This window comes from Pseudomonas sp. GW823-FHT02C02 (genome assembly GCF_058797635.1).
In genome coordinates, this window is the sequence record NZ_JBXAJV010000014.1 from 194,415 (window position 1) to 213,918 (window position 19,504).

Consider the following 19,504-nt stretch of genomic DNA (forward strand, 5'->3'; position numbering starts at 1 on the left):
TGCTAACTGTTACATGTGTTTTATCTTCCATAAATCAGTCACTTACCTAATTTAACTTCTTTTAAGTTTTTTTCGCGCGTAACGAGTGATTGATTGCCAATCTGCACAATTTCAATTCCATAGTAACCTCTCATTTTGAGCTCGTCTGAAGTGGAGGCTAGGCCATGACGGCCATTTATGTTTGGGGGTAGTGCACCCCAAGTGCCGGTTATGTCGCGATGACTCGTGGATCGAAATCCCTCACTATCATTGGGGCGTGCGGACACCTGCCAGCAAAATAATCTTACGTAATGACAGGGGCACACTCGTCAAGCTTTCCATGGACATCTTCTTCAGCGCCCTAAATACAACTGTTTCAGTCGTATTGAGGATGTCCATGCCCTATAGAGGAATATATGGACAAAAAATCAGTTTGATGTCCATGGAGCTCGTTCCTATTTCGCAAACCGCTGGTCCAAGCATTGACGCCTGAAACCAGCAAAGTACGACAGCGCTCTGAAAACCATGGAACTATGTAGAGCCCATACTCAGTTATGTACTTTGGGCTTCTGCAAGGCCGAGCATTGCGTCCTTAATATTCTTTTTGCTCTGTATAATCCATTTTGCCCAAGACAAAATCTCTCTACCGCTACGCAGTGCTGATGCTTCCCCCCAGTTTAATACGTATTTGGTCGTGAGAAGCGCACCCAAATCCTTTGCATGAATATTTGGCGTAGTTTTAATTATTTTGTCCACTTCCAACATTATTGGCTCGGAGGAAGCTATAGATAGAACAGCATCAAAATGTGAGGCGTATTTTGCGGCTTTTCCGTTGTTCAAGCTAAAGCTAGTAGTATCTTGTGCCGCTAGTTCAAATCTAGCTAGGATGCGTAAAGCGTTAACATAGCCAGCCGGATATTTATCAGCTTTCTTGATGCTCTTATTAGCTTCAAGCCATTTTAAGCACTCAATTGTTACAAGAGGTGAGGCAAGCGGAGAGAAAATTTTGGTGGATCGGCGTCTTCTGGATGTTTTAATGCCGTCTTTAAGAACTCCGCCTTGGTCTCGATATATCCAGCCATTTAAAGAGCTAACAAGGAAGCCACAGAGTTCAAGCCATTTGCATATCCTCAGCGTGTACACATGCCAGGTTTTTTCGGCATAGGTGCTGTTAGGAAAAATTTCTTGAAGAATAGCAATTGCATCGCTGAGCGTCATTATCGAATTTGATGTGCGATCCTGGATTGCAAGCGTGAATGCATGTTTTTTGAATTTTTCTCTAACGGCTTGAAGTATCGCTACTTCATCGCCTTGGACTAGGCCTGGATTTAGCTGGTAGGTTCCGCCTTCTCGCGTGGCCACACCAAACATATTAATATCTGTGCCTGTGTTTTGAATTGAGCCTTCTGTCAATCCCGAAATTGTCACGAGGTCGTGCGTGGAAAGTGGTTTGTTTGCTTGCAGCAGTTTGGCGACTTTTATTACGGACGCCGGTTCTGTTGATGGTAGATAGCGTAACGGGATTACAGGAACCTTTTGTGTTAGCAGATACTCTCGGAAGATATCCCAGTATACGTTTAATCTGTCACCACTTTTAATTACAAGTCTGCGATGCATCAGAGAATCTAATGCTTCAGCGCTTGAAGACTCTATTACCTCAAACCAGTCTACCGGAGCCCTTTGCGCGACTATATTCAGGCATGTACGATCTGCTTTGCTAAGTTGATTTAGATCAGTGTCAAACAAACTTGCAATGTCCAATTTGTTTGCTAAAAGTTTTTCTTGGTCAGCGCCAGACTGAATTTTTTCATAAATATGTATGCATAATTTTTTCAATAGCCATGGGTAACCTTGGCTACTCACAATTAAGTTGTGTCTCAAATCGTTTTGAAGTTTCTGTCCGAGTTCTTTTTCAAAAATATTAATTGCGGCGTTAGATTCACTATCAGAAAATGGTGAAAGCTTTCTGGTAACTCTATAGTCTGATAGTTGATGCCAAAAAAAGTAAGCCGGATGGTCACCCTGGGTGGTGCTGTCACTTTTCCAAGCAAATCCTAAGCACAGGCAGCTACATACGCTCGCCGCGTTGAGTAGTAATGATTTGGCTCTATTGAAAACTTCAAAAAGCTCTGGTTTCGAATATAGTTCTTCGAACTGATCGAAAATTAGAACAATTAATTTTTTTTGCGCGGCGACACTAGCTAAGTAGTTTTTTAATGATGTTGAGTTTAGCGGGTTGCTTACGTCAGAAACGACGAGTTCAATCGACGCGTCGCCATAGCCTTGAGTTTGTGCCGCAGATAGACATTTTAGCAGTGCTGAATAAATATAGGATGGACCTGTGGCTGCTCGGACGTCCACAGGGAATATGAAGTATTTGTTCCTATTCTGGACATTCCTCGACTTGTCAGAAAGCTTCGCTACCAGTGAGCTTTTGCCCATGCCGGAGTCTCCGGTGAGAGCAAATATTCTTGTTGTAGTCGACTGGGAGAGCACCAGCTTGAAAAAATCAAAAACAAAATTTATATCTTTAGCGCGTCCTACAAAGTCTTGAGGTCTAGCGGGGCGATAATCGCTCCACTCAACGCCTGTTTGTACTTGAGCTACCTCTCCAACATCTTCAGCTACTGGTAGAATCGGCTTGACTGTGCTGGCAGTTTGAGCTTCAAATTCCAGTGATCCAAGCGATGTGTCAGTTCCCAATAAGTTCGCTATCAATTTAGAGTCTGTTACTGGCTCGTTGTTAGAGGCGTAGTAGAAAATAACTTTATTAGGGATGCCCCCTGCCAGGATTGTTACAGCCCATAGATTCCCATAGGGGGTGACTAACAACACCCAGCCACCTAAAAGATTCTGGCTGTTGCAATAATCAAGTGCTTTTGGCTGTGGAGGTTCTTTAATCACATTTGCAGCTATTAATGCATTTATTACATCTTTAGGCTCATAAAAGCTTAGGGTCGTGGCTTGAGCGGTGGGTTTGTTTTGCCATGTCTCCATAAAGCCTTTGGCTTCTTTGCCATATTCAGCGGTGCTGACTAACCATGCTTCTGAGTACTCCATCAAAGCTCGTGTGCCGGCTAGATTTTTAAGTATATTCGCGTCTATAGGCTTATCCCTGTATGCCTTACACTCTACGTAAATTTCCTTTCCGCTTATTTTGTGTTTGCAGAGGAGGTCAAGCTCGACTGCCGTGAAACGAATTTCATTTATAACTTCATATGATTGGGCAGATAAGAGTTGTGCCGTCAACTTTTCCAGCAGATCGCCTTTCTCTTTAGTTGAGGCCGAGCTTGGCAGGGCGACTTCAATTTTAATATCCATTTTTTAGAAACGCTCTCTTGGCAGTAATCGTTTTTTAGGCACAATATGATTCATACTACTCCTCAAGCATGGCGCAACGCTACTACGCGGCACACTAGAAGGCTATCTTGATATCGCTGCTAAAAGGTTGCGCGTTTTGACGCCAAGAGTAGAAATCCACACCGAGGCTCTTTTGCGAGAAAACCGAATCGATCCCCTGTCGTGAACACGATGCTGCTGAATTTAGCCTGCTCTTAGGCAAACTCTATCCTGCGTCTAGCGGACATCGTGATTATTTTTCTTTTTGCGTTATTGGCAGGCACGAAGTGGCGATTAAACAAACCAATAGACACCCGCACATAACACCGAGTAATGCCGATGCTCCGAAGCGTTCCAAAACAAAAGCTGCGGCAATGGGGCCGCAGGCTTGGGCAACAAGGACGGGCCTTGCGAGCAGTCCCATTCGTGCGCCATATCCTTGAGGTCCAAACAGTGCCAATGGAAGAGTGCCGCGAGCAATGGTAAGGATGCCGTTACCTGCTCCGTAAAGTGCAATCGCCGCGAAGGCCAGCCAAGGCAGGCCTGAGATCAGCAGTCCAAGTCCTATCAAACAAAGCAACACACCAGCTCGTGCGGACCAAGTTGGGTGGAGGTTTCTGCCTATGGAAAACTCTGCCACCCGTGCCACGACTTGCGAAGGGCCAATTACCATGCCGACGGCCAAGGCCACAGCAGTCGCAATCCCCAGCTGATTAAGGACATTGAGCAGGTGCACTGAGATGCCTGATACCACCAGCGCCAGAATCGTCAGCATCGCGCCAATCAGCAAGAACAGATGGTTGGTAGTGTCGGGGCGAAGCTCTGATGCATTGGGCGCTTCTGTAATGACGGGGTGAGGCGGTTGTTTTGTGCTTCCGGGAATCAACAGGGCATGAATAGGGAATCCTATTAGCAAGTGAACAGTTGCGATGACAAAGCAGGCGCTTCGCCAACCGATCCAACTCTCCAGTCCCGCTATCACCGGCCAGCCTATGGTGCTGGCGAACCCACCTAACAGGGTCAGCCCGGTAATTGACGTTCGAGCCCCCTCGCCGAAAAGACGTCCTAGGGTTGAGAAGGCTGCGTCGTATAAACCCGCTGCCATGGCAACGCCGATCAGGGTCCAGGCGAGATAGTAATTGGCAGTGTTGTCCGCCAGCCCCATCAGTAGCATGCCGAGAGCCAGCAGCAGTGAACTGGCGGCTAGGACAGAGCGTCCGCCATGACGATCAATCTTACGACCAACTGCCGGCGAGGCAGCTCCGGCTACCAGCAATCCCCAAGACAGGCCGCCCACTACGCTGGTAATGGACCACCCCGTCTCTTTGGCTATCGGAGACGCAAGCACAGCAGGCAAGTAATAGGTCGTCCCCCAGGCAAGAATCTGAGTGAAACCCATGGCCCATACGAGCCTGGAGCGATTGATCGGGGGATGAATCTGCTCTGGAAGTGTCACGACCGGCGCACTCGTCTTTTAGTTGTCAGTAACAACAAGCTAGCGTCTTCGTCTGGCTACCGTCAACCAGAGATCGGTGTTGACGATTCCGAGATACCGGGATTACTGTTGCAGCTAACAACTAAATTGTGACGGGTATGACGAAGGGTAAAAACGATCAGCTGACTCAGGATTCCGAGGACTTGTACGAGGCGTTGAACCAGCTGGTTCGCGTCCATCAGTTCCGTGATCGAGATCGGATCTGCTGTTACGACGTGTCTGTAACCCAGTGCTATGCCGTCGAAACACTGGTCAAAAGGGGCGCGCTACGCCTTCAGGTCTTGGCGGAAGAAATGTTCTTGGACAAGAGCACGGCGAGTCGAGTGATCGATACCCTGGAGCGCAAAGGGTATGTGTCCCGCGTTGAAGATAATGAAGATCGGCGTGCGGTGCGAATTCAGGCAACGGATGCTGGACGTGAGCTATACGCGAAAATCAGAGCTGATCTGATTGCTGAGGAGCGAGCGATGATTGAGAACCTGTCGGCTGAAGCTAGGCAGGGAGCGCTGAGTTTGCTCAGGCAGATTACGCGGGCCACGGAGATTCGCTGCGGGCTCGTGAGTGAGTGCTGCCCAGCCGTGAAGAGCAAGGATTGAAAGGGAAAAACGCCCTTTTTTTGTGAATAATGTTGTTACTACCAACGTAATAGGGCTCCAACAATGCGAGTTCGTTTAGCTGAACCGAAAGACACTGTTTCAATAGCTGCCATCTACAACCAGGGGATCGAGGAGCGTAGCTCTACGTTTGAAACGACTCCTCGAAGCCCGGCAGACATGCTTGATCGCATCAACTCAATGGAGCGTTATCCAGTATTGGTCATGATCGATAAAACGGATCAGGTTGTTGGATGGGCAGGACTCAGTAGCTATCGCGCTCGTGCCTGTTACGACGGCATTGCGGATTTTTCCATTTACCTGGACCGCAGTGTTCGCGGCCAGGGGCTCGGCAAGCAGTTACTTCAGTCACTGCTGACAGAAGCCGAAGCTCGCGGATTCTGGAAAGTCCTTTCACGTATTTTTACCTTCAATCACGCCAGCCTCGCATTGTGCGAAGCCTCCGGTTTCCGCCAAGTGGGGGTGTATGAAAAACACGCCTGCCTGGAAGGGCGTTGGCTCGACTGCGCGATTGTCGAGCTCCTGTTTCCGATCAATCAGCCAGCCTGAAGAAGGAATCGATCATGGAAAACAATCATCTTCCCGTGGCCATCATTGGAGCAGGCCCAGTGGGTCTCGCCGCAGCTGCCCATTTGCTGGCCAGAGGTATCACTCCGCTGATTCTGGAAGCTGGTCCGAAAGCTGGGTCCAGTATTGAAGAATGGGCGCATGTGAAGATGTTCTCTCCATGGCAGTTCAACGTGGACAAGGAGGCGGCCAAACTTCTGCTGGTCGATGGTTGGACTCCACCGCCGGAGAACGAGTATCCAACAGGTCGTGAACTGCTGGACCAGTTTGTTCGACCTCTCGCGGACCTCGAACAGATCAAGCGTCACTTGCAGCTCAATACCCGTGTTCTAGCGGCCACTCGCGTCGGGCAGGATGTGATGAAGACCCAGGGCAGATCGGCAGCTCCTTTTTTACTGCGTGTCGTAGGGCCAACGGGTGAACAGGATGTGCTGGCCAGTGCTGTCATTGATGCCTCGGGCACTTACCTGACACCGAACTGGATGGGTGCCCATGGCATCCCTGCATTGGGCGAGATCGAGCATGCAGCGCACATTGCGTACGGCATTCCGGATGTACTGGGCCGTGCCCGGAATCGCTATGCCAACAAAAGAGTGCTGGTAGTGGGGGGTGGTCACTCCGCGTTTAACGCCCTCCAGGATCTGGTGCGTCTAATTCAGGAGGCACCGCATACCAAAGCGCTATGGGCGATCCGGGGTAATTCTCTTGAGCGCATTCTGGGTGGTGGTGCGAATGATCAATTGGAAGAGCGCGGAAAGCTCGGCCTGAAAATTCGTCGGTTGCTGAATGATGGCGTGATCGAGTTGTTCAAAAACGTCGCTATCGATCAGGTTGTAGGCAATGGCCAAGGGTTGGTCGTGAAGGCGGGAGAGCAGGTACTTCCACCTGTGGACGAGCTCATTGTGGCGACTGGATTCCGCCCAGACATACGGCTGCTAGCCGAGCTACGTATCGCGCTTGATCACGCGACCCAAAGCGCCGTGTTGCTCGCTCCAATGATTGATCCCAATGAGCACAGTTGCGGTACGGTCAGGCCCCACGGTGCGGTAGAACTAGCCCATCCTGAGGAAGGTTTGTTCATTGTGGGGATGAAGAGCTATGGCCGGGCGCCTACGTTCTTGTTGATGACAGGGTATGAGCAGGTACGGTCTGTCGTCGCGGCATTGGCGGGTGATTGGGATGCAGCGAAGAGGGTTGAACTGGTTCTCCCGGAGACTGGCATATGCAACTCGGATTTCGATGAAGTCGATGACCGTTTTAAGGCTTCGACCAGTCAGGCGTCTTGTTGCGGTGCTGGCGGCGCAATCCCTGAGGTTGCACCTCGTACCTCTCCAGGTTGTTGCAAAGGCTAGTACCAACAACCGATATCCGCCCCTGCGATAGGGGCGGATCAAATCTCACTGTTTTACTTTTTAAGCGTGCTCAGATAGTCCTTGAGCGCCTTCTCGTCACCCGACTTAACGGTCATCCCGTCTGGGCCGGTGCCGATTTCCGTGTATTGCTTGGCCGGTTCGCCGTGTGCCTTGAATTCTTTCAGTTGTTCAGAGCCTTCACGAAAGACCCAAAGGCGTCCGTCTTCTACTTTGGTAAAGAAACCTGGCTTGTCGTACTGGCTCGCGAAGCTAACGCTCGCAAACAAGCTGGTCAGCAAGGCGGCGGTGATCGTCAGTTTTTTCATTTTCCTGGCTCCTGATTGGTTGGATCGGAGCAGAGGCTATCCCCTGACGGATGACAAACTTATTACAGTATTCGCATATACATTTTTCCAAATGTTTCTGAAGCGTTCCGCTGAGTGAATATCCTACGCCCCCTATATTACGGGCTTGTAGGTGAGTCCGTTAGCCAGGAGCTGGTCTTTTCCAAATTACTCCGTCGCAGGGTCTTTACCTTGCATGCGAAAAAACATATATTCGTTTAACCGTATATCAGCTGAGATTGCACAATGACCAGCAAAGCCCGTGTTCTGTTCGTTTGTACCGCCAACGCTGCCCGCTCACAGTTGGCCCAAGCGCTGCTGAGGCATACCGATTCGGAGCATTTCGAGGCGTTCAGCGCCGGCACTGTCCCAACTCAGGTCGATCCGCGCACCTTTGACGCACTTTCCCACCTTGGGGTGAATACCGAAGGATTGCGTAGTAAGTCGATCGAAGAATTCCGAGGTGAGCGTTTCGATTACGTCATCACCTTGTGCGATAAAGCCGCAGCGGAATGCCAGTCGCTACCTGGAGCCGGCGAGGCATTGGCCTGGAATTTTGAAGATCCGGCCACCAGCACTAAACCCGATGCATTCCGTCACACCCTTCACGAAATTCATGAGCGCATCAAGATGTTCGTCTTGGTGAAAAGCAAACGCTGAGAATCGATATGGCTGACCATCTGACACCGACCACTGTATTCAAATGCCTGGCTGACGACACCCGTGTCCGCACGATGCTGCTCATCACCCGTGAAGGAGAGCTATGTGTTTGCGAGCTGACCTGCGCGTTGAACGAGAGTCAGCCAAAAATCTCCAGGCACCTGGCGCAGTTGCGCACTTGCGGTTTGCTGTCGGACCGTCGGCAAGGCCAATGGGTTTATTACCGACTGCACCCGAATCTCCCTAATTGGGTTCATCAAGTGCTGACCACTACGCTCGAAAGCAACAAGCACTGGTTAAGCCCTGATGCCAAACGCCTTGATGAAATGGGTGACCGTCCTGAACGGGCAGCCGTGTGCTGTGAAAGCAAAATCGCCTGATTCCGCCTTCGACTACGAGACCGCTCGATGAAAATCCTGTTTCTCTGCACTGCTAATAGCTGCCGCAGCATCCTCTGTGAAGCGATCTTCAATCACTTGGCACCGGAAGGCATGAAAGCCTACAGCGCGGGCAGTCAGCCCAAAGGTGAAGTGCATCCGCTGAGCCTCAAAACATTGGGGAATTCTGGTATTTCGACGTTCGGGCTGTCCAGTAAGTCCAGCGATGTCCATGTGAACCTGGCTCCTGATTTCGTCATCACGGTATGTGACAAGGCTGCCGGTGAGGCCTGTCCGGTATTTTTCGGGCCAGCTACCAAGGCGCACTGGGGGCTGGCCGACCCTTCGGAATACCAAGGGACGCAAGAAGAGATCGAGGCGGCTTTTGAAGCCACCTTGGAGCAGATCAAAACCCGTATCCAAGCCTTCCTGGCTTTACCGCTTTCCCAACTGAGTGCCGAACAGCTCAAGGCAGAGCTGGCCCTGATTGGCACGCTGTAACCACAGGAGCAATGATCATGATTAAAAGCCGCCTTTCATTTCTGGACCGTTACCTGACGCTGTGGATTTTTCTCGCCATGGCCTTGGGCATCGGTTTGGGAAGCCTGTTCGAAGGCTGGCCACAGTGGCTCAACAGTCTTTCTGTGGGCACAACCAACATCCCTATCGCTATCGGTTTAATCGTGATGATGTATCCGCCTCTGGCCAAGGTTCGCTATGAGGAACTACCGGAGGTCTTCAAGGACAAACGCATCCTCGTTTTGTCTTTGGTCCAGAACTGGGTCATCGGCCCGGTGTTGATGTTCGCACTGGCGATCATCTTCTTGCGGGACCAGCCGGAATACATGACGGGTCTGATCCTGATCGGCTTGGCTCGCTGCATCGCGATGGTGCTGGTCTGGAATCAGATTGCGGGTGGCAACAATCAGTACGTCGCCGGGCTGGTGGCGTTCAACAGCATCTTCCAGATCCTGTTTTTCAGTCTGTATGCCTGGGTCTTCCTTGGGCTGTTGCCGCCGCTGTTCGGGCTGGAAAGCAGTGTGATCGAGACCAGCTTTGTCAGCATTGCCGAGTCGGTCCTGATCTACCTGGGTCTGCCGTTCCTGGCGGGCTTCCTGACCCGCAAGATTCTCATCGCCCGTAAAGGCGAAGCGTGGTTCCAGGAGCGCTTCATTCCAAAGATCAGCCCGCTGACGCTGGTGGCGCTGCTGTTGACCATCGTGGCCATGTTCAGCCTCAAGGGTGACGTGGTGCTGCAATTGCCGCTGGATGTGTTGCGTATCGCGATCCCCCTGACCATTTATTTCGTGGTGATGTTCTTCATCAGTTTCTGGATGGGCAAATTGCTCAAAGCTGACTATCCACGCACCACGGCGCTGGCCTTTACCGCCGCGAGCAACAACTTCGAACTGGCGATTGCCGTGGCCATTGCCACCTTCGGCCTGGCTTCCCCGGTCGCTTTCGCCACGGTGATTGGTCCGCTGGTGGAAGTGCCGGTACTGATTTCTCTGGTCGGTGCTGCTCTCTGGTTGAAACGCCGCTGGTTCGATGAATCCAAGAGCGCCGTTGCGCAGGACAAAGACTATGTTTGATGACCCTATCCCCCAGCTCGATACCGGACTGGTTGACCTCCCATCGGCAGACAAACTCGGTATTGAAAAGACCTCTATCCATAAGCCGCGCATTTTGCTGCTGTACGGATCAACCCGTGAGCGTTCCTTCAGCCGCCTGTTGGTAGAAGAAGCCGCTCGGCTGCTGGAGCACTTCGGCGCCGAGGCGCGGATTTTCAATCCGTCCGGTTTGCCGCTGCCAGATGACGCCCCCGACGATCATCCTCGAGTGAAGGAATTGCGCGAGCTGATGCTGTGGTCCGAGGGGCAGGTCTGGTGTTCTCCAGAACGTCACGGTTCCATGAGCGCGGTCTTCAAAGCTCAGATCGACTGGGTGCCACTGGCCATGGGCGCGGTACGCCCGACCCAAGGCAAAACCCTTGCCGTCATGCAGGTGTGCGGTGGCTCGCAGTCGTTCAACGTGGTCAATCAGCTGCGAGTGTTGGGACGTTGGATGCGCATGTTCACCATCCCCAACCAATCCTCCGTGCCGAAGGCCTATATGGAATTCGACGATAGCGGCCGGATGAAACCTTCTCCGTTCTACGACCGTGTCGTTGATGTAATGGAAGAGTTGGTGAAATTCACGCTGCTGCTTCGCGACCGTCAGGACTATCTGGTCGATCGTTATTCCGAGCGCAAGGAGTCGGCGGAAGAACTCATGAAACGTGTCAATCAGCGCTCCATCTGAGGATTTTTCACCGTGCAACAACACCCATACTCCGTACTTCCCTTGGCACAGTTCAATGGCCAATTGATCTTCACCCCGTGCCCAGGCACGAAGGGCACCCGACCGTTCGAGGCGCTGCAAACCCTCAAGGATGCGGGGGCATCGGCGTTGCTGACGCTAATGCCGACCGAGGAGCTGCTTCAGAACGAGGTCGATCTGCTGCCCGAAGAGTGCCAAATGCTCGGCATCGAGTGGTTTCACCTGCCAGTTGAAGACGATCAAGCGCCTGGCGACGCTTTCAAAGCCGCCTGGGAGCAGCACCATCCGCGTCTCAAGCAATTGCTGACCGAAGGTAAAACCATCGCCATCCATTGCAAAGGCGGCTCGGGCCGTACCGGTTTGATCGCGGCTCAACTGTTGATCGAGAGCGGTGTGCCCTTCAGCGATGCCATCCGCGATGTTCAGTCGTTGCGTCCACGCGCCATTCAGCATCCCGCCCATATCGAATACATCGGCCAGTTCGACACCCAGTCGAATGCCCACTGACAGCAGATACAGAGCACAACAATATGACTATCAAAGTTGGTATCAATGGTTTTGGTCGGATCGGTCGCCTCGCGCTACGAGCAGCCTGGAGCTGGCCAGAATTTGAGTTCGTTCAGATCAACGATCCGGCAGGCGACGCAGTAACCCATGCGCACCTGATCAACTTCGACTCCGTGCATGGTCGTTGGCACAACGAAGCCAGCGCTGAAGGCGATCAGGTGGTGATTGGCGGCAAGCGCATCAAGGTCACCGCGAACAAAGCGATTGCGGACACCGACTGGTCGGGTTGCGATCTGGTGATCGAGGCCAGCGGCAAGATGAAAACCGTGGCGGTGTTGCAGGCTTACCTCGACCAAGGCGTGAAGCGTGTGGTGGTCTGCGCTCCGGTCAAGGAAAAAGGCGCGCTGAACGTCGTCATGGGCGTCAATCATCAGCTGTTCAATGCGGCGGAACATCGCATCGTCACCGCCGCTTCGTGCACCACCAACTGTCTGGCGCCCGTGGTGAAAGTCATCCACGAGAAGCTGGGCATTCGTCACGGCTCGATCACTACCATCCACGACCTGACTAACACCCAAAGCATTCTCGATCAGCCACACAAGGATCTGCGCCGTGCGCGTGCTTCCGGCATGAGCCTGATTCCGACCAGCACCGGCTCTGCCACGGCCATTGCCGAAATTTTCCCGGAGCTACGTGGACGCCTGAATGGTCATGCCGTACGCGTGCCGCTGGCCAACGCTTCGCTGACCGACTGTGTCTTTGAAGTTGAGCGAGCCACAACGGTCGAAGAGGTGAACCAACTGCTCAAGGACGCTTCCGAGAACGAGCTGAAAGACATCCTCGGTTTCGAGGAGCGTCCACTGGTGTCCATCGACTACCGTACCGACCCTCGTTCATCGATCATCGATGCGCTGTCGACCATGGTCATCAACGGCACCCAGGTCAAACTCTATGCCTGGTACGACAACGAATGGGGCTATGCCAACCGTACCGTTGAGCTGGCCAAAATGGTCGGTCTGGCAGTCTAAGGAGCGGTCATGAAAGCGTTGTCAGCCCTCGCTCCGGAAGTGCGGCAGTACCTGCTCGTGACGGGCAACTACTGGGCCTTCACCCTCACCGACGGCGCCTTGCGCATGTTGGTGGTGCTGCACTTTCACGCGTTGGGCTACAGCCCACTTCAAATCGCCGCGTTGTTTCTGTTCTATGAGCTTTTTGGCGTGATCACCAACCTGGTGGGTGGCTATCTCGGCGCCCGACTGGGGCTGAACCGAACCATGAACATCGGGCTGGGCATCCAGGTCGCGGCGCTGCTGATGCTGACCGTTCCTGTGGCTTGGCTAACCATTCCATGGGTGATGGGCGCACAGGCGTTGTCGGGGATTGCCAAAGACCTGAACAAGATGAGTGCCAAAAGCTCCATCAAGCTTCTGGTTCCTGATGGGCAGCAGGGCAAGCTCTACCAGTGGGTGGCGATCCTCACCGGCTCGAAGAACGCACTCAAGGGAGTCGGCTTCTTTCTCGGCGGAGCCTTGCTGGCATTGATCGGCTTCAAAGGTGCATTGCTGGCCATGGCGGGTGTTCTGGCGCTGATCTGGATCAGCAGCTTGATACTGCTGAAGAAGGACCTGGGCAAAGCGAAAGCCAAGCCCAAGTTTCGCGACATTCTGTCCAAGAGCAAGGCGATCAATATCCTCTCGGCGGCGCGGATGTTCCTGTTCGGTGCCCGCGATGTCTGGTTTGTGGTGGCCTTGCCGGTGTACCTGAGCAGCGTGTTCGGCTGGGACTTCTGGCAGGTTGGCGGCTTCCTTGCGGCTTGGGTGATTGGCTACGGCATCGTGCAATCCTTCGCGCCCAACATCACCGGCAAGAAACGTGGGCACGTACCGGATGGTCGTGCGGCATTTTTGTGGGCACTAGCACTGGCAGGGTTGCCCGCGGCCATTGCTCTTGGGCTGAGCACCGGGTGGTCACAACAGGTGGTGTTGCTCGGCGGACTGATGGTCTTTGGCGCGCTATTCGCGGTGAATTCGTCGCTGCACAGCTACCTGATCGTGTCCTACGCCAAGGAAGATGGCGTGTCGCTGGATGTGGGTTTTTATTACATGTCCAACGCCATGGGACGGCTGATCGGCACGGTGCTGTCCGGCTGGGTTTATCAGGTGTATGGGCTGGAAGCATGCTTGTGGATATCGAGCGCCTTTGTGCTGCTCGCAGCACTGATTTCTATCGCCTTACCTAGGCATGCCGAGGCGATATGAATCCGTCAGACAGGACGGAGTGAACCTCTTCGCGCTACGTGCGTGTGGAGGAATTGGCAGAGCCTGAATCAGCACATGTCGGAGGCACGCCATGAGTAAATCAATCAGCATCCCCACACTGTCCTTTGTGGTGATTACAGCGTTGGCATTGACCGCTTGTGATCAAGGTGAGACACCTGCCAAGCATCCGTCCGGTATGGACAAGACGATTGAGGGGACATGGTTTATAGGTGAGTGGCGCAATAACCAGAGGGATGCTTTGGCGCTACCGTCGTTTCGGCTTTCCGCCGACAGTCTGCAATGGGGTGATTGTACGGCGGAGTTTGGCAGCCTGATTAGCCGCGACGAAAAGCGAGCATCCCTGGTGGTAAAAGAGGGTAGCGACTGTCCAGCCAGCAGCCAAGGACGGCTGAAGGACATCCTCCTTCAGCGCATAAACGAGTGCATGGCCAGTGTCGAGCTTTACGCTTCTGCGGAAGATGTCAGGCAAGGTTCTCCTCAACAATCAGCGGTGTATTTCAAGGTCGGCTGCCGGCCACTTCAGGTGGACTGATCGGCAAGAAAAGTTACGATCTCATTGACTGTGCTCCGTGCTGTCCGTGTTACACCGATCAGTGTGGCGGAAGCTGAACCTGTCCACTCGCCGTAACCGACCAGCCACAGCCCTGGCTCTTTGATCGAGTGGGTGCCTTCGACCTCAACGCGGCCCTCGGTGTTGACCACCCCCAGTGAATCCAGATGCTGAAGGGCTGGCCGAAATCCGGTGCACCAAATCACCGAGTCCACCGCAGACTCGGAACCATCGACCCAAACAACCCCATTAGGAGTAAAACTTTCGAAAGATCGTAGAGACTTGAGAACATTGCGCTCTCGGGCTTCGGCAACGGGTGGAACCATGACGATATCGCCCAGCCCACCAACCGGCTGCTCAATGACGCGCCCCTCCAGCTGGGCTTTCCAGCGATCAGTTGCACGCTCGAACAATACCCGCCCATCCACATCGTCAGGCAAGAACATCGGTTCTACTGGGGTTACCCACGTGGTCGCAGCGACCTTTGAAACTTCGGCAAGAATTTGTGCCCCTGAGTTACCTCCACCCACCACCAACACCTTTTTGTCCGCGAACGGCCACGCTTCGACATAATTCGCGGAGTGCAACTGCTGACCCTCGAATAGCTCTGCATTGGGATAGTGAGGTACGTAGGGATTGCTCCAGGTGCCTGTAGCGCTGACAACAACCTTGGCATCCCAATGCTTGTCTTCAGAACGTACACGCAGGCCAGATTCCGTTCGCTCAACAGAAGTGACCCGAACTGGGCGCTCGACCGGGAAATGGTAGCGCTGTTCGTATTGGTTGAGGTATTCGATCACATGATTTCGTGAAGGATAGCCATCTTGCGTAGGGGGCATCATCCAGCCAGGTATCGAACTCCAGGTGGCGGGCGAGAATAGACGCAGCGAGTTCCAGCCATGTCGCCAGGCACCACCGGGTTCTTCCTCTGAGTCGAGGATTACGAACGAAAGAGGTGTGCGGCGCAGGAAATACGCTACAGCCAAGGCTGATTGACCCCCGCCGATAATGACTACGTCTAGTTGAGCGCTGAGCGAATCAGTCATTGGACGAACCTTAGATCGATGCAAGACGGTCCAGTATAGCGATTCAATTTTGACTCCAACTGATCCAGCTCATATCGAGAGGGGAGTCTCCTACGGGGTGTGCAATCCCTGGGTAGAGCTTGGAAATCTGGCATTCACAACGAAGCCCCCCGCGATATGGCTTACATAGGCGGGGGGCTTGGATTAACGCACTCGTGAAAAGCGTCACGCTAGTACTAGACGACTTTCTTACGTAGTAAACCTGCGCGTCTTGAAGCTGATCTTCTCTTTGAATTCCTCCACTTTCCCAATGCGGCGAATGCTCGCCCACGTCCCTTTGTAATATGGGATTACGTTTCGATCTGTCCATGGCGTGGTCAGATCGCCCATCACACCGTTGAAATGGCCGAACTGCATAAACGTCTGGTTACGCTTGATATCCGGCTCCAGGTAGGCCAGCGCGTAGGATGAACCGTAGTCGTTAAACACCTCGACCACGTCCCCAGATGTAATAGCCAAGACTTGGGCATCGTCGGGGTTAATTTCCAGATAGGCCATCGGCACACGCCGTTGCACGAAGTCGTTGTATTGATCGTGGTAGAGCGTTTGCCACACTTCGTTGATGCGCCCGTTGTTGACCCAGAACTGGTGTTTCTCCTTCTGTTCTGCCACCGGTTTTGGCAATCCGGGCCATGTCGCTGGCTTGAACTCAGCCTTGCCGTCCGGAGTGTCAAATTTGTAATCGGTGTAGAGCATCTCGGTGCCGATCAGCTTGCCTTCTCGGTATTCTTTAGTGGGTAACTGGACGCCATTGTTGCCCATGGCTTTCAGCCGCTCGTAAGTGACGAGATTGCCCGTGGTGCCTCCCTGACTGTCGATTGGGCCAGCACCGGGTTGGCCAGCCATACGGAAGCCGTCGTTGAAGGCGTCCTCCTCGCTTTTCCAGTCGAACCCTGCAAAACGCGCCGCCATGTCCTGTTTCCCTTCGTCCGTATACATCTGCCGAAGGGTGTTAGCGATAGCCGCTGCGATGAGGCAATCGGCTTTCGCCGAACCAGGGGGATCCATGAATTTTTGTGAAAGGCGCATCCGGCGCTCGCCATTCATTGAGGTGAGATTCATTTCGCCTGGATGGGTCGCCGGCAGCATCACATGGGCGGCTTCTGCCAGTTTGGTAGGGTAGAGGTTGATGTTGGCGAAAAAGAGACCGCCTTTGTTTTTCACCGCGTCGTAGATTGCGTCCACCATCTGCGCAGTTGTACCGCCGCGAACATTGGCCATGGCCTCCCTGACAATGTTCGCGCGTTTTAGAATGACCGCACGATGTTGCTCAGCATTGAGTGTGGTCTGGAAGGGATTGGCCCCCCATGCCGTGTACATCATGCCTTTGCCGTTGATGATCTCCTGATCCACATAGATCTTGGTATTGCCTGGATAAGGGGGGCGTGTGTACCCCTCTTGGTGCCCACCCATCCGCACCACCCCCGTACCTCGTCGTCCGACGTTGTGAGTGGCCAGCACCAAGTCGACCAATGCAGACTGGATGAGGTAGTTGTCATTGCCCCAGATGATTCCTTTTTCGTAGGCGTGCATGGTGTGGGGACGGTGGCCAGAGGTTTTGGGTTTGTAAGCCCATTCGGCTGCTTGCTTGAGCTTGTCCACCGATACCCCGGTAACGCGACTGGTTTCCTCAAGCGACATTCGATTGGCTTGAAGTGCCTGCTCAAACGCTTTGGTATGGGCCGCGATAAATTCCTGGTCATGCCATTTTTGGTCGACCACGTAAGTCAGCAGACCATTGAACAGAGCGATATCCGTTCCCGGTTCGATATCCAAGTGCAGCACGTTGTCTTTACCTGCTGCTTGCTCCGCTATAGCGATGGTCGGCGTCCTGCGAGGGTCTACAAAAATCACCTTGGCTGGAGCAACGGTTTCCCCAGGAAAACGCTGTTTACGCTTGTCGACTGTCTGCCCCTGCAAGTTGGGAAGCCAATGCGCCAAGAAGTAGTTGGTCTGGGTTTCGTATGAATTGCAGCCGATAGCAACAATGACGTCGGCCAATTCGGCGTCTTCGTAGCTGTTGTTGAGTTCGCTAATGCCCATCTCGCGTGTGGCGTGGCACTCGGAGTTATAGGCAGGGCGGTTGTGGATTCGCACCAATGGGGTTTGCAGGGCGGTGAACATCAGTTTGCCGGTGCCCCAGGTATTCTCGAATCCGCCTCCGGCGCCTCCGTGATCGAAGCAGTCAAAGGCGAGTGAGGCAGGCCCGTCATTGTCCAGAATCTTCTTGGTCACCCCGGCGTAAAGCGCCAGCGCATCATCCCAGCTGGTGTCCACCCACTGGTCAGCTACATAAACACGTGGGCTGCGTAAACGCTCCCTGCCTACCCCATCGGGGCTGTACATGACCTTGGCCAGTTGTCCGCCTCGTGTGGACGAAAGCCCTTTATTAACTTCGCACTGTTTGTCCGGCACGATCATGATGTTGTAGCGCTTGCCGTCCTTGTCGGTGATCGTGTTCTGCATTGCCGGCGTCATGATGATAGCCAACGGAGGCAACTGTTTGCGGAAGTCGAGCCCCAGTGCGTTCTCTTCGGGTGCCCGTCCCCCCTCTCGATTTTCCGGCCACTTGTACACGTGATAGCCACAACCCACGATGCAGAAGTGGCATGTCAGGTTGGTCTTTTGGGCATCTGTCGGAGGCAGTGCCACACGATCTTTGTTCGTTGCCAATTTGAATCTCCTTATCAAAGGAGGTTGGACTGACGTCCGTAGATCAACCCTTCGACGGCTACAGCACGGACCGAATCGTCATTGGGGTTGTACTCAAGAACTATGATCGGCAGATTCTCAGTGGCTTGGCCGGAAACCATTTGGCCAATATTCTCAGGGTCGAAAATGCTGAAATGGCAGGGACATTTGAACACCTTTTGCCCAGGGTCATAGGCAACCGGACAGCCCATATGCGTGCATAGCGTGCTGTAGGCCACAATGTCTCGATCTGGGCCGACACCGCCTGGAACGGGCGTGCCCATCTTGATCAATGCGCAAGGTGAGGCCGCGTCGGGATAGGAAAATAGGACTGGTGTGTTGACCTGCAATTTCTGAGCTTTGGAGAGCGCCTGCATTTGGTAGGGAAGATTGACTCGACCCTCCGCCGTTGGCTTTGGTGTCGCGGCTTGCGTGAGTTCGGGCAAACCTATCGCCACGCTTGCCGCAACCCCACCTCCTACTTTCAGGAAGAGTCTTCTGGATATCGATGCCATTTCTGCCTCCGCATTGTGCTCGCGATGCAGTCGGCCCTGGCTGTGTCGTAAGCGACGTTTACTTCAACCAATTGAGCATAGTAGAAAGTGCGTTTTTTTGGCCAAATGGACGGAAAATCGGACATTTGCCTATGGTTTAGTCAAAATTTCCGACTGGCGGGTTGTGGCTTACTCCGGTCACCAAGTACTGCGAAGGGCCTACAAAGCTGATTGCTTTATGTAGCAGAGCAGACTTCAAACCCTGCCTGTTATTCCAAAGCTTGGGGCCGGGAGCTGCCGCTTGTGAACTACTATTGGCCGATTGCTGCCCATCACGAACGGCAGAAATCGGCCACGATCAACCGCTCGAAGATGTCTACGAATCTGGTGTCAATTCACTTTACTCTGGTGGCTTCAACGAAATCGTGACCAGTCTGAATGAAGACATCAATCTATTCCACGAAACTGATGTTGCATTAACAGCCATCCTTGAACCCCTATGGTTAAAGTTCGGTTGGACGGTTGAAGGCATCGAAGCCAAAGCAATGCGATACAGGGCAGAACTCAATACCAAACGCGCTAATTGAGTAACCTGAGCGTCTTATATGTCCGACCGTCCTGTTGCATTGGGGCTAGCAGCTATGGACATAACTGGGCAGGATTGACAGAAAATGTCTTGTTGCCATGGACAGCTGTAGGCCGTGCTTGAACCACCGGGTCGCAAGGTGCGGAACCATGTCCATAGCTTGAAATCTTTCCTTTACATCGATGAATGGTATGCGTCCGGCCAAGTCATCTACCCAACCCCGCAACGCTTGGACATGGTGTGCACTTAATTTAAGTGGGCACCAG

19 protein-coding genes are annotated in these 19,504 nt (G+C 53.2%); 13 read left to right on the plus strand and 6 right to left on the minus strand.

Annotated elements, in window-relative coordinates:
• Positions 1–531 precede the first annotated feature (531 nt).
• Together AC1ROI_RS23680 and AC1ROI_RS23685 are read right to left on the minus strand one after the other, a co-directional pair.
• Positions 532–3,300 (minus strand): nSTAND1 domain-containing NTPase, encoded by a 2,769-nt coding sequence (locus AC1ROI_RS23680; protein ID WP_102599768.1) that lies wholly within the window; start codon positions 3,298–3,300, stop codon positions 532–534.
• Between the two features lie 271 nt (positions 3,301–3,571).
• A complete protein-coding gene (locus tag AC1ROI_RS23685; protein WP_102599769.1) occupies positions 3,572–4,717 on the minus strand; it encodes an MFS transporter in 1,146 nt (381 codons plus the stop codon).
• Positions 4,718–4,911: 194 nt separating this feature from the next.
• Between AC1ROI_RS23685 and AC1ROI_RS23690 the strand changes: the two genes are divergently transcribed.
• From AC1ROI_RS23690 to AC1ROI_RS23700, 3 genes are all read left to right on the plus strand, one after another.
• The gene (locus AC1ROI_RS23690) at positions 4,912–5,409 is read left to right on the plus strand and encodes a MarR family winged helix-turn-helix transcriptional regulator (RefSeq protein ID WP_102599770.1); all 498 of its coding nucleotides are present in this window, start codon (positions 4,912–4,914) and stop codon (positions 5,407–5,409) included.
• A 63-nt stretch (positions 5,410–5,472) separates the two neighbouring features.
• Complete coding sequence (locus tag AC1ROI_RS23695) at positions 5,473–5,976, plus strand: arsinothricin resistance N-acetyltransferase ArsN1 family A (RefSeq protein WP_102599771.1); 504 nt, start codon at positions 5,473–5,475, stop codon at positions 5,974–5,976.
• A gap of 14 nt (positions 5,977–5,990) precedes the next feature.
• Positions 5,991–7,346 (plus strand): NAD(P)-binding domain-containing protein, encoded by a 1,356-nt coding sequence (locus tag AC1ROI_RS23700; RefSeq protein WP_102599772.1) that lies wholly within the window; start codon positions 5,991–5,993, stop codon positions 7,344–7,346.
• Positions 7,347–7,399: 53 nt separating this feature from the next.
• Here AC1ROI_RS23700 and AC1ROI_RS23705 read toward each other — a convergent pair whose 3' ends face one another.
• Positions 7,400–7,672 carry a hypothetical protein gene (locus AC1ROI_RS23705; RefSeq protein ID WP_102599773.1) on the minus strand — a complete coding sequence of 91 codons (273 nt, stop codon included), beginning with the start codon at positions 7,670–7,672 and terminating at the stop codon, positions 7,400–7,402.
• A 264-nt stretch (positions 7,673–7,936) separates the two neighbouring features.
• Here AC1ROI_RS23705 and AC1ROI_RS23710 point away from each other — a divergent pair, with 264 nt between their 5' ends.
• From AC1ROI_RS23710 to AC1ROI_RS23750, 9 genes are all read left to right on the plus strand, one after another.
• Positions 7,937–8,350, plus strand: coding sequence for an arsenate reductase ArsC (locus AC1ROI_RS23710; RefSeq protein WP_102599774.1), 414 nt, complete (start codon positions 7,937–7,939; stop codon positions 8,348–8,350).
• Positions 8,351–8,358: 8 nt separating this feature from the next.
• A complete protein-coding gene (locus AC1ROI_RS23715; protein WP_102599775.1) occupies positions 8,359–8,730 on the plus strand; it encodes a metalloregulator ArsR/SmtB family transcription factor in 372 nt (123 codons plus the stop codon).
• A 27-nt stretch (positions 8,731–8,757) separates the two neighbouring features.
• On the plus strand, positions 8,758–9,228 hold the full coding sequence (locus tag AC1ROI_RS23720) for an arsenate reductase ArsC (RefSeq protein WP_102599776.1): 471 nt from the start codon (positions 8,758–8,760) through the stop codon (positions 9,226–9,228).
• A 17-nt stretch (positions 9,229–9,245) separates the two neighbouring features.
• The gene (arsB, locus tag AC1ROI_RS23725; RefSeq protein WP_102599787.1) at positions 9,246–10,319 is read left to right on the plus strand and encodes an ACR3 family arsenite efflux transporter; all 1,074 of its coding nucleotides are present in this window, start codon (positions 9,246–9,248) and stop codon (positions 10,317–10,319) included.
• Complete coding sequence (gene arsH / locus AC1ROI_RS23730; RefSeq protein WP_102599777.1) at positions 10,312–11,028, plus strand: arsenical resistance protein ArsH; 717 nt, start codon at positions 10,312–10,314, stop codon at positions 11,026–11,028. Before arsB ends, arsH begins: the two co-directional genes overlap by 8 nt.
• 12 nt (positions 11,029–11,040) lie before the next feature.
• Positions 11,041–11,553, plus strand: a complete 513-nt coding sequence (locus tag AC1ROI_RS23735) for a cyclin-dependent kinase inhibitor 3 family protein (RefSeq protein WP_102599778.1) — start codon at positions 11,041–11,043, stop codon at positions 11,551–11,553.
• A 23-nt stretch (positions 11,554–11,576) separates the two neighbouring features.
• A complete protein-coding gene (locus AC1ROI_RS23740) occupies positions 11,577–12,581 on the plus strand; it encodes an ArsJ-associated glyceraldehyde-3-phosphate dehydrogenase (protein ID WP_102599779.1) in 1,005 nt (334 codons plus the stop codon).
• A gap of 9 nt (positions 12,582–12,590) precedes the next feature.
• Positions 12,591–13,811, plus strand: coding sequence for an organoarsenical effux MFS transporter ArsJ (gene arsJ, locus AC1ROI_RS23745; RefSeq protein WP_102599780.1), 1,221 nt, complete (start codon positions 12,591–12,593; stop codon positions 13,809–13,811).
• Between the two features lie 91 nt (positions 13,812–13,902).
• Positions 13,903–14,364 carry a hypothetical protein gene (locus tag AC1ROI_RS23750; protein WP_102599781.1) on the plus strand — a complete coding sequence of 154 codons (462 nt, stop codon included), beginning with the start codon at positions 13,903–13,905 and terminating at the stop codon, positions 14,362–14,364.
• On the opposite strand, the gene AC1ROI_RS23755 is transcribed toward AC1ROI_RS23750, so the two are convergent.
• The 3 genes from AC1ROI_RS23755 to AC1ROI_RS23765 form a co-directional block, all read right to left on the minus strand.
• The gene (locus AC1ROI_RS23755) at positions 14,352–15,428 is read right to left on the minus strand and encodes an ArsO family NAD(P)H-dependent flavin-containing monooxygenase (RefSeq protein ID WP_102599782.1); all 1,077 of its coding nucleotides are present in this window, start codon (positions 15,426–15,428) and stop codon (positions 14,352–14,354) included. The two genes, AC1ROI_RS23750 and AC1ROI_RS23755, sit on opposite strands and share 13 nt — an antisense overlap.
• A 228-nt stretch (positions 15,429–15,656) precedes the next feature.
• Positions 15,657–18,140: an arsenate reductase (azurin) large subunit gene (locus AC1ROI_RS23760; RefSeq protein WP_102599783.1), complete on the minus strand. Its 2,484-nt coding sequence runs from the start codon at positions 18,138–18,140 to the stop codon at positions 15,657–15,659.
• Positions 18,141–18,154: 14 nt separating this feature from the next.
• On the minus strand, positions 18,155–18,673 hold the full coding sequence (locus AC1ROI_RS23765; protein ID WP_102599784.1) for an arsenate reductase (azurin) small subunit: 519 nt from the start codon (positions 18,671–18,673) through the stop codon (positions 18,155–18,157).
• 161 nt (positions 18,674–18,834) lie between these two features.
• Between AC1ROI_RS23765 and AC1ROI_RS23770 the strand changes: the two genes are divergently transcribed.
• Entirely contained in the window at positions 18,835–19,239 is a 405-nt protein-coding gene (locus tag AC1ROI_RS23770; protein WP_146013525.1) for a hypothetical protein, read from the plus strand.
• Positions 19,240–19,504: the final 265 nt, after the last annotated feature.

Coding starts and splice junctions, on each gene's coding strand:
- AC1ROI_RS23680 (WP_102599768.1), bottom strand. CDS start 3,300: ATGGATATTAAAATTGAAGTCGCCCTGCCAAGCTCGGCCTCAACTAAA.
- AC1ROI_RS23685 (WP_102599769.1), bottom strand. CDS start 4,717: ATGGGTTTCACTCAGATTCTTGCCTGGGGGACGACCTATTACTTGCCT.
- AC1ROI_RS23690 (WP_102599770.1), top strand. CDS start 4,912: ATGACGAAGGGTAAAAACGATCAGCTGACTCAGGATTCCGAGGACTTG.
- AC1ROI_RS23695 (WP_102599771.1), top strand. CDS start 5,473: ATGCGAGTTCGTTTAGCTGAACCGAAAGACACTGTTTCAATAGCTGCC.
- AC1ROI_RS23700 (WP_102599772.1), top strand. CDS start 5,991: ATGGAAAACAATCATCTTCCCGTGGCCATCATTGGAGCAGGCCCAGTG.
- AC1ROI_RS23705 (WP_102599773.1), bottom strand. CDS start 7,672: ATGAAAAAACTGACGATCACCGCCGCCTTGCTGACCAGCTTGTTTGCG.
- AC1ROI_RS23710 (WP_102599774.1), top strand. CDS start 7,937: ATGACCAGCAAAGCCCGTGTTCTGTTCGTTTGTACCGCCAACGCTGCC.
- AC1ROI_RS23715 (WP_102599775.1), top strand. CDS start 8,359: ATGGCTGACCATCTGACACCGACCACTGTATTCAAATGCCTGGCTGAC.
- AC1ROI_RS23720 (WP_102599776.1), top strand. CDS start 8,758: ATGAAAATCCTGTTTCTCTGCACTGCTAATAGCTGCCGCAGCATCCTC.
- arsB (WP_102599787.1), top strand. CDS start 9,246: ATGATTAAAAGCCGCCTTTCATTTCTGGACCGTTACCTGACGCTGTGG.
- arsH (WP_102599777.1), top strand. CDS start 10,312: ATGTTTGATGACCCTATCCCCCAGCTCGATACCGGACTGGTTGACCTC.
- AC1ROI_RS23740 (WP_102599779.1), top strand. CDS start 11,577: ATGACTATCAAAGTTGGTATCAATGGTTTTGGTCGGATCGGTCGCCTC.
- arsJ (WP_102599780.1), top strand. CDS start 12,591: ATGAAAGCGTTGTCAGCCCTCGCTCCGGAAGTGCGGCAGTACCTGCTC.
- AC1ROI_RS23750 (WP_102599781.1), top strand. CDS start 13,903: ATGAGTAAATCAATCAGCATCCCCACACTGTCCTTTGTGGTGATTACA.
- AC1ROI_RS23755 (WP_102599782.1), bottom strand. CDS start 15,428: ATGACTGATTCGCTCAGCGCTCAACTAGACGTAGTCATTATCGGCGGG.
- AC1ROI_RS23765 (WP_102599784.1), bottom strand. CDS start 18,673: ATGGCATCGATATCCAGAAGACTCTTCCTGAAAGTAGGAGGTGGGGTT.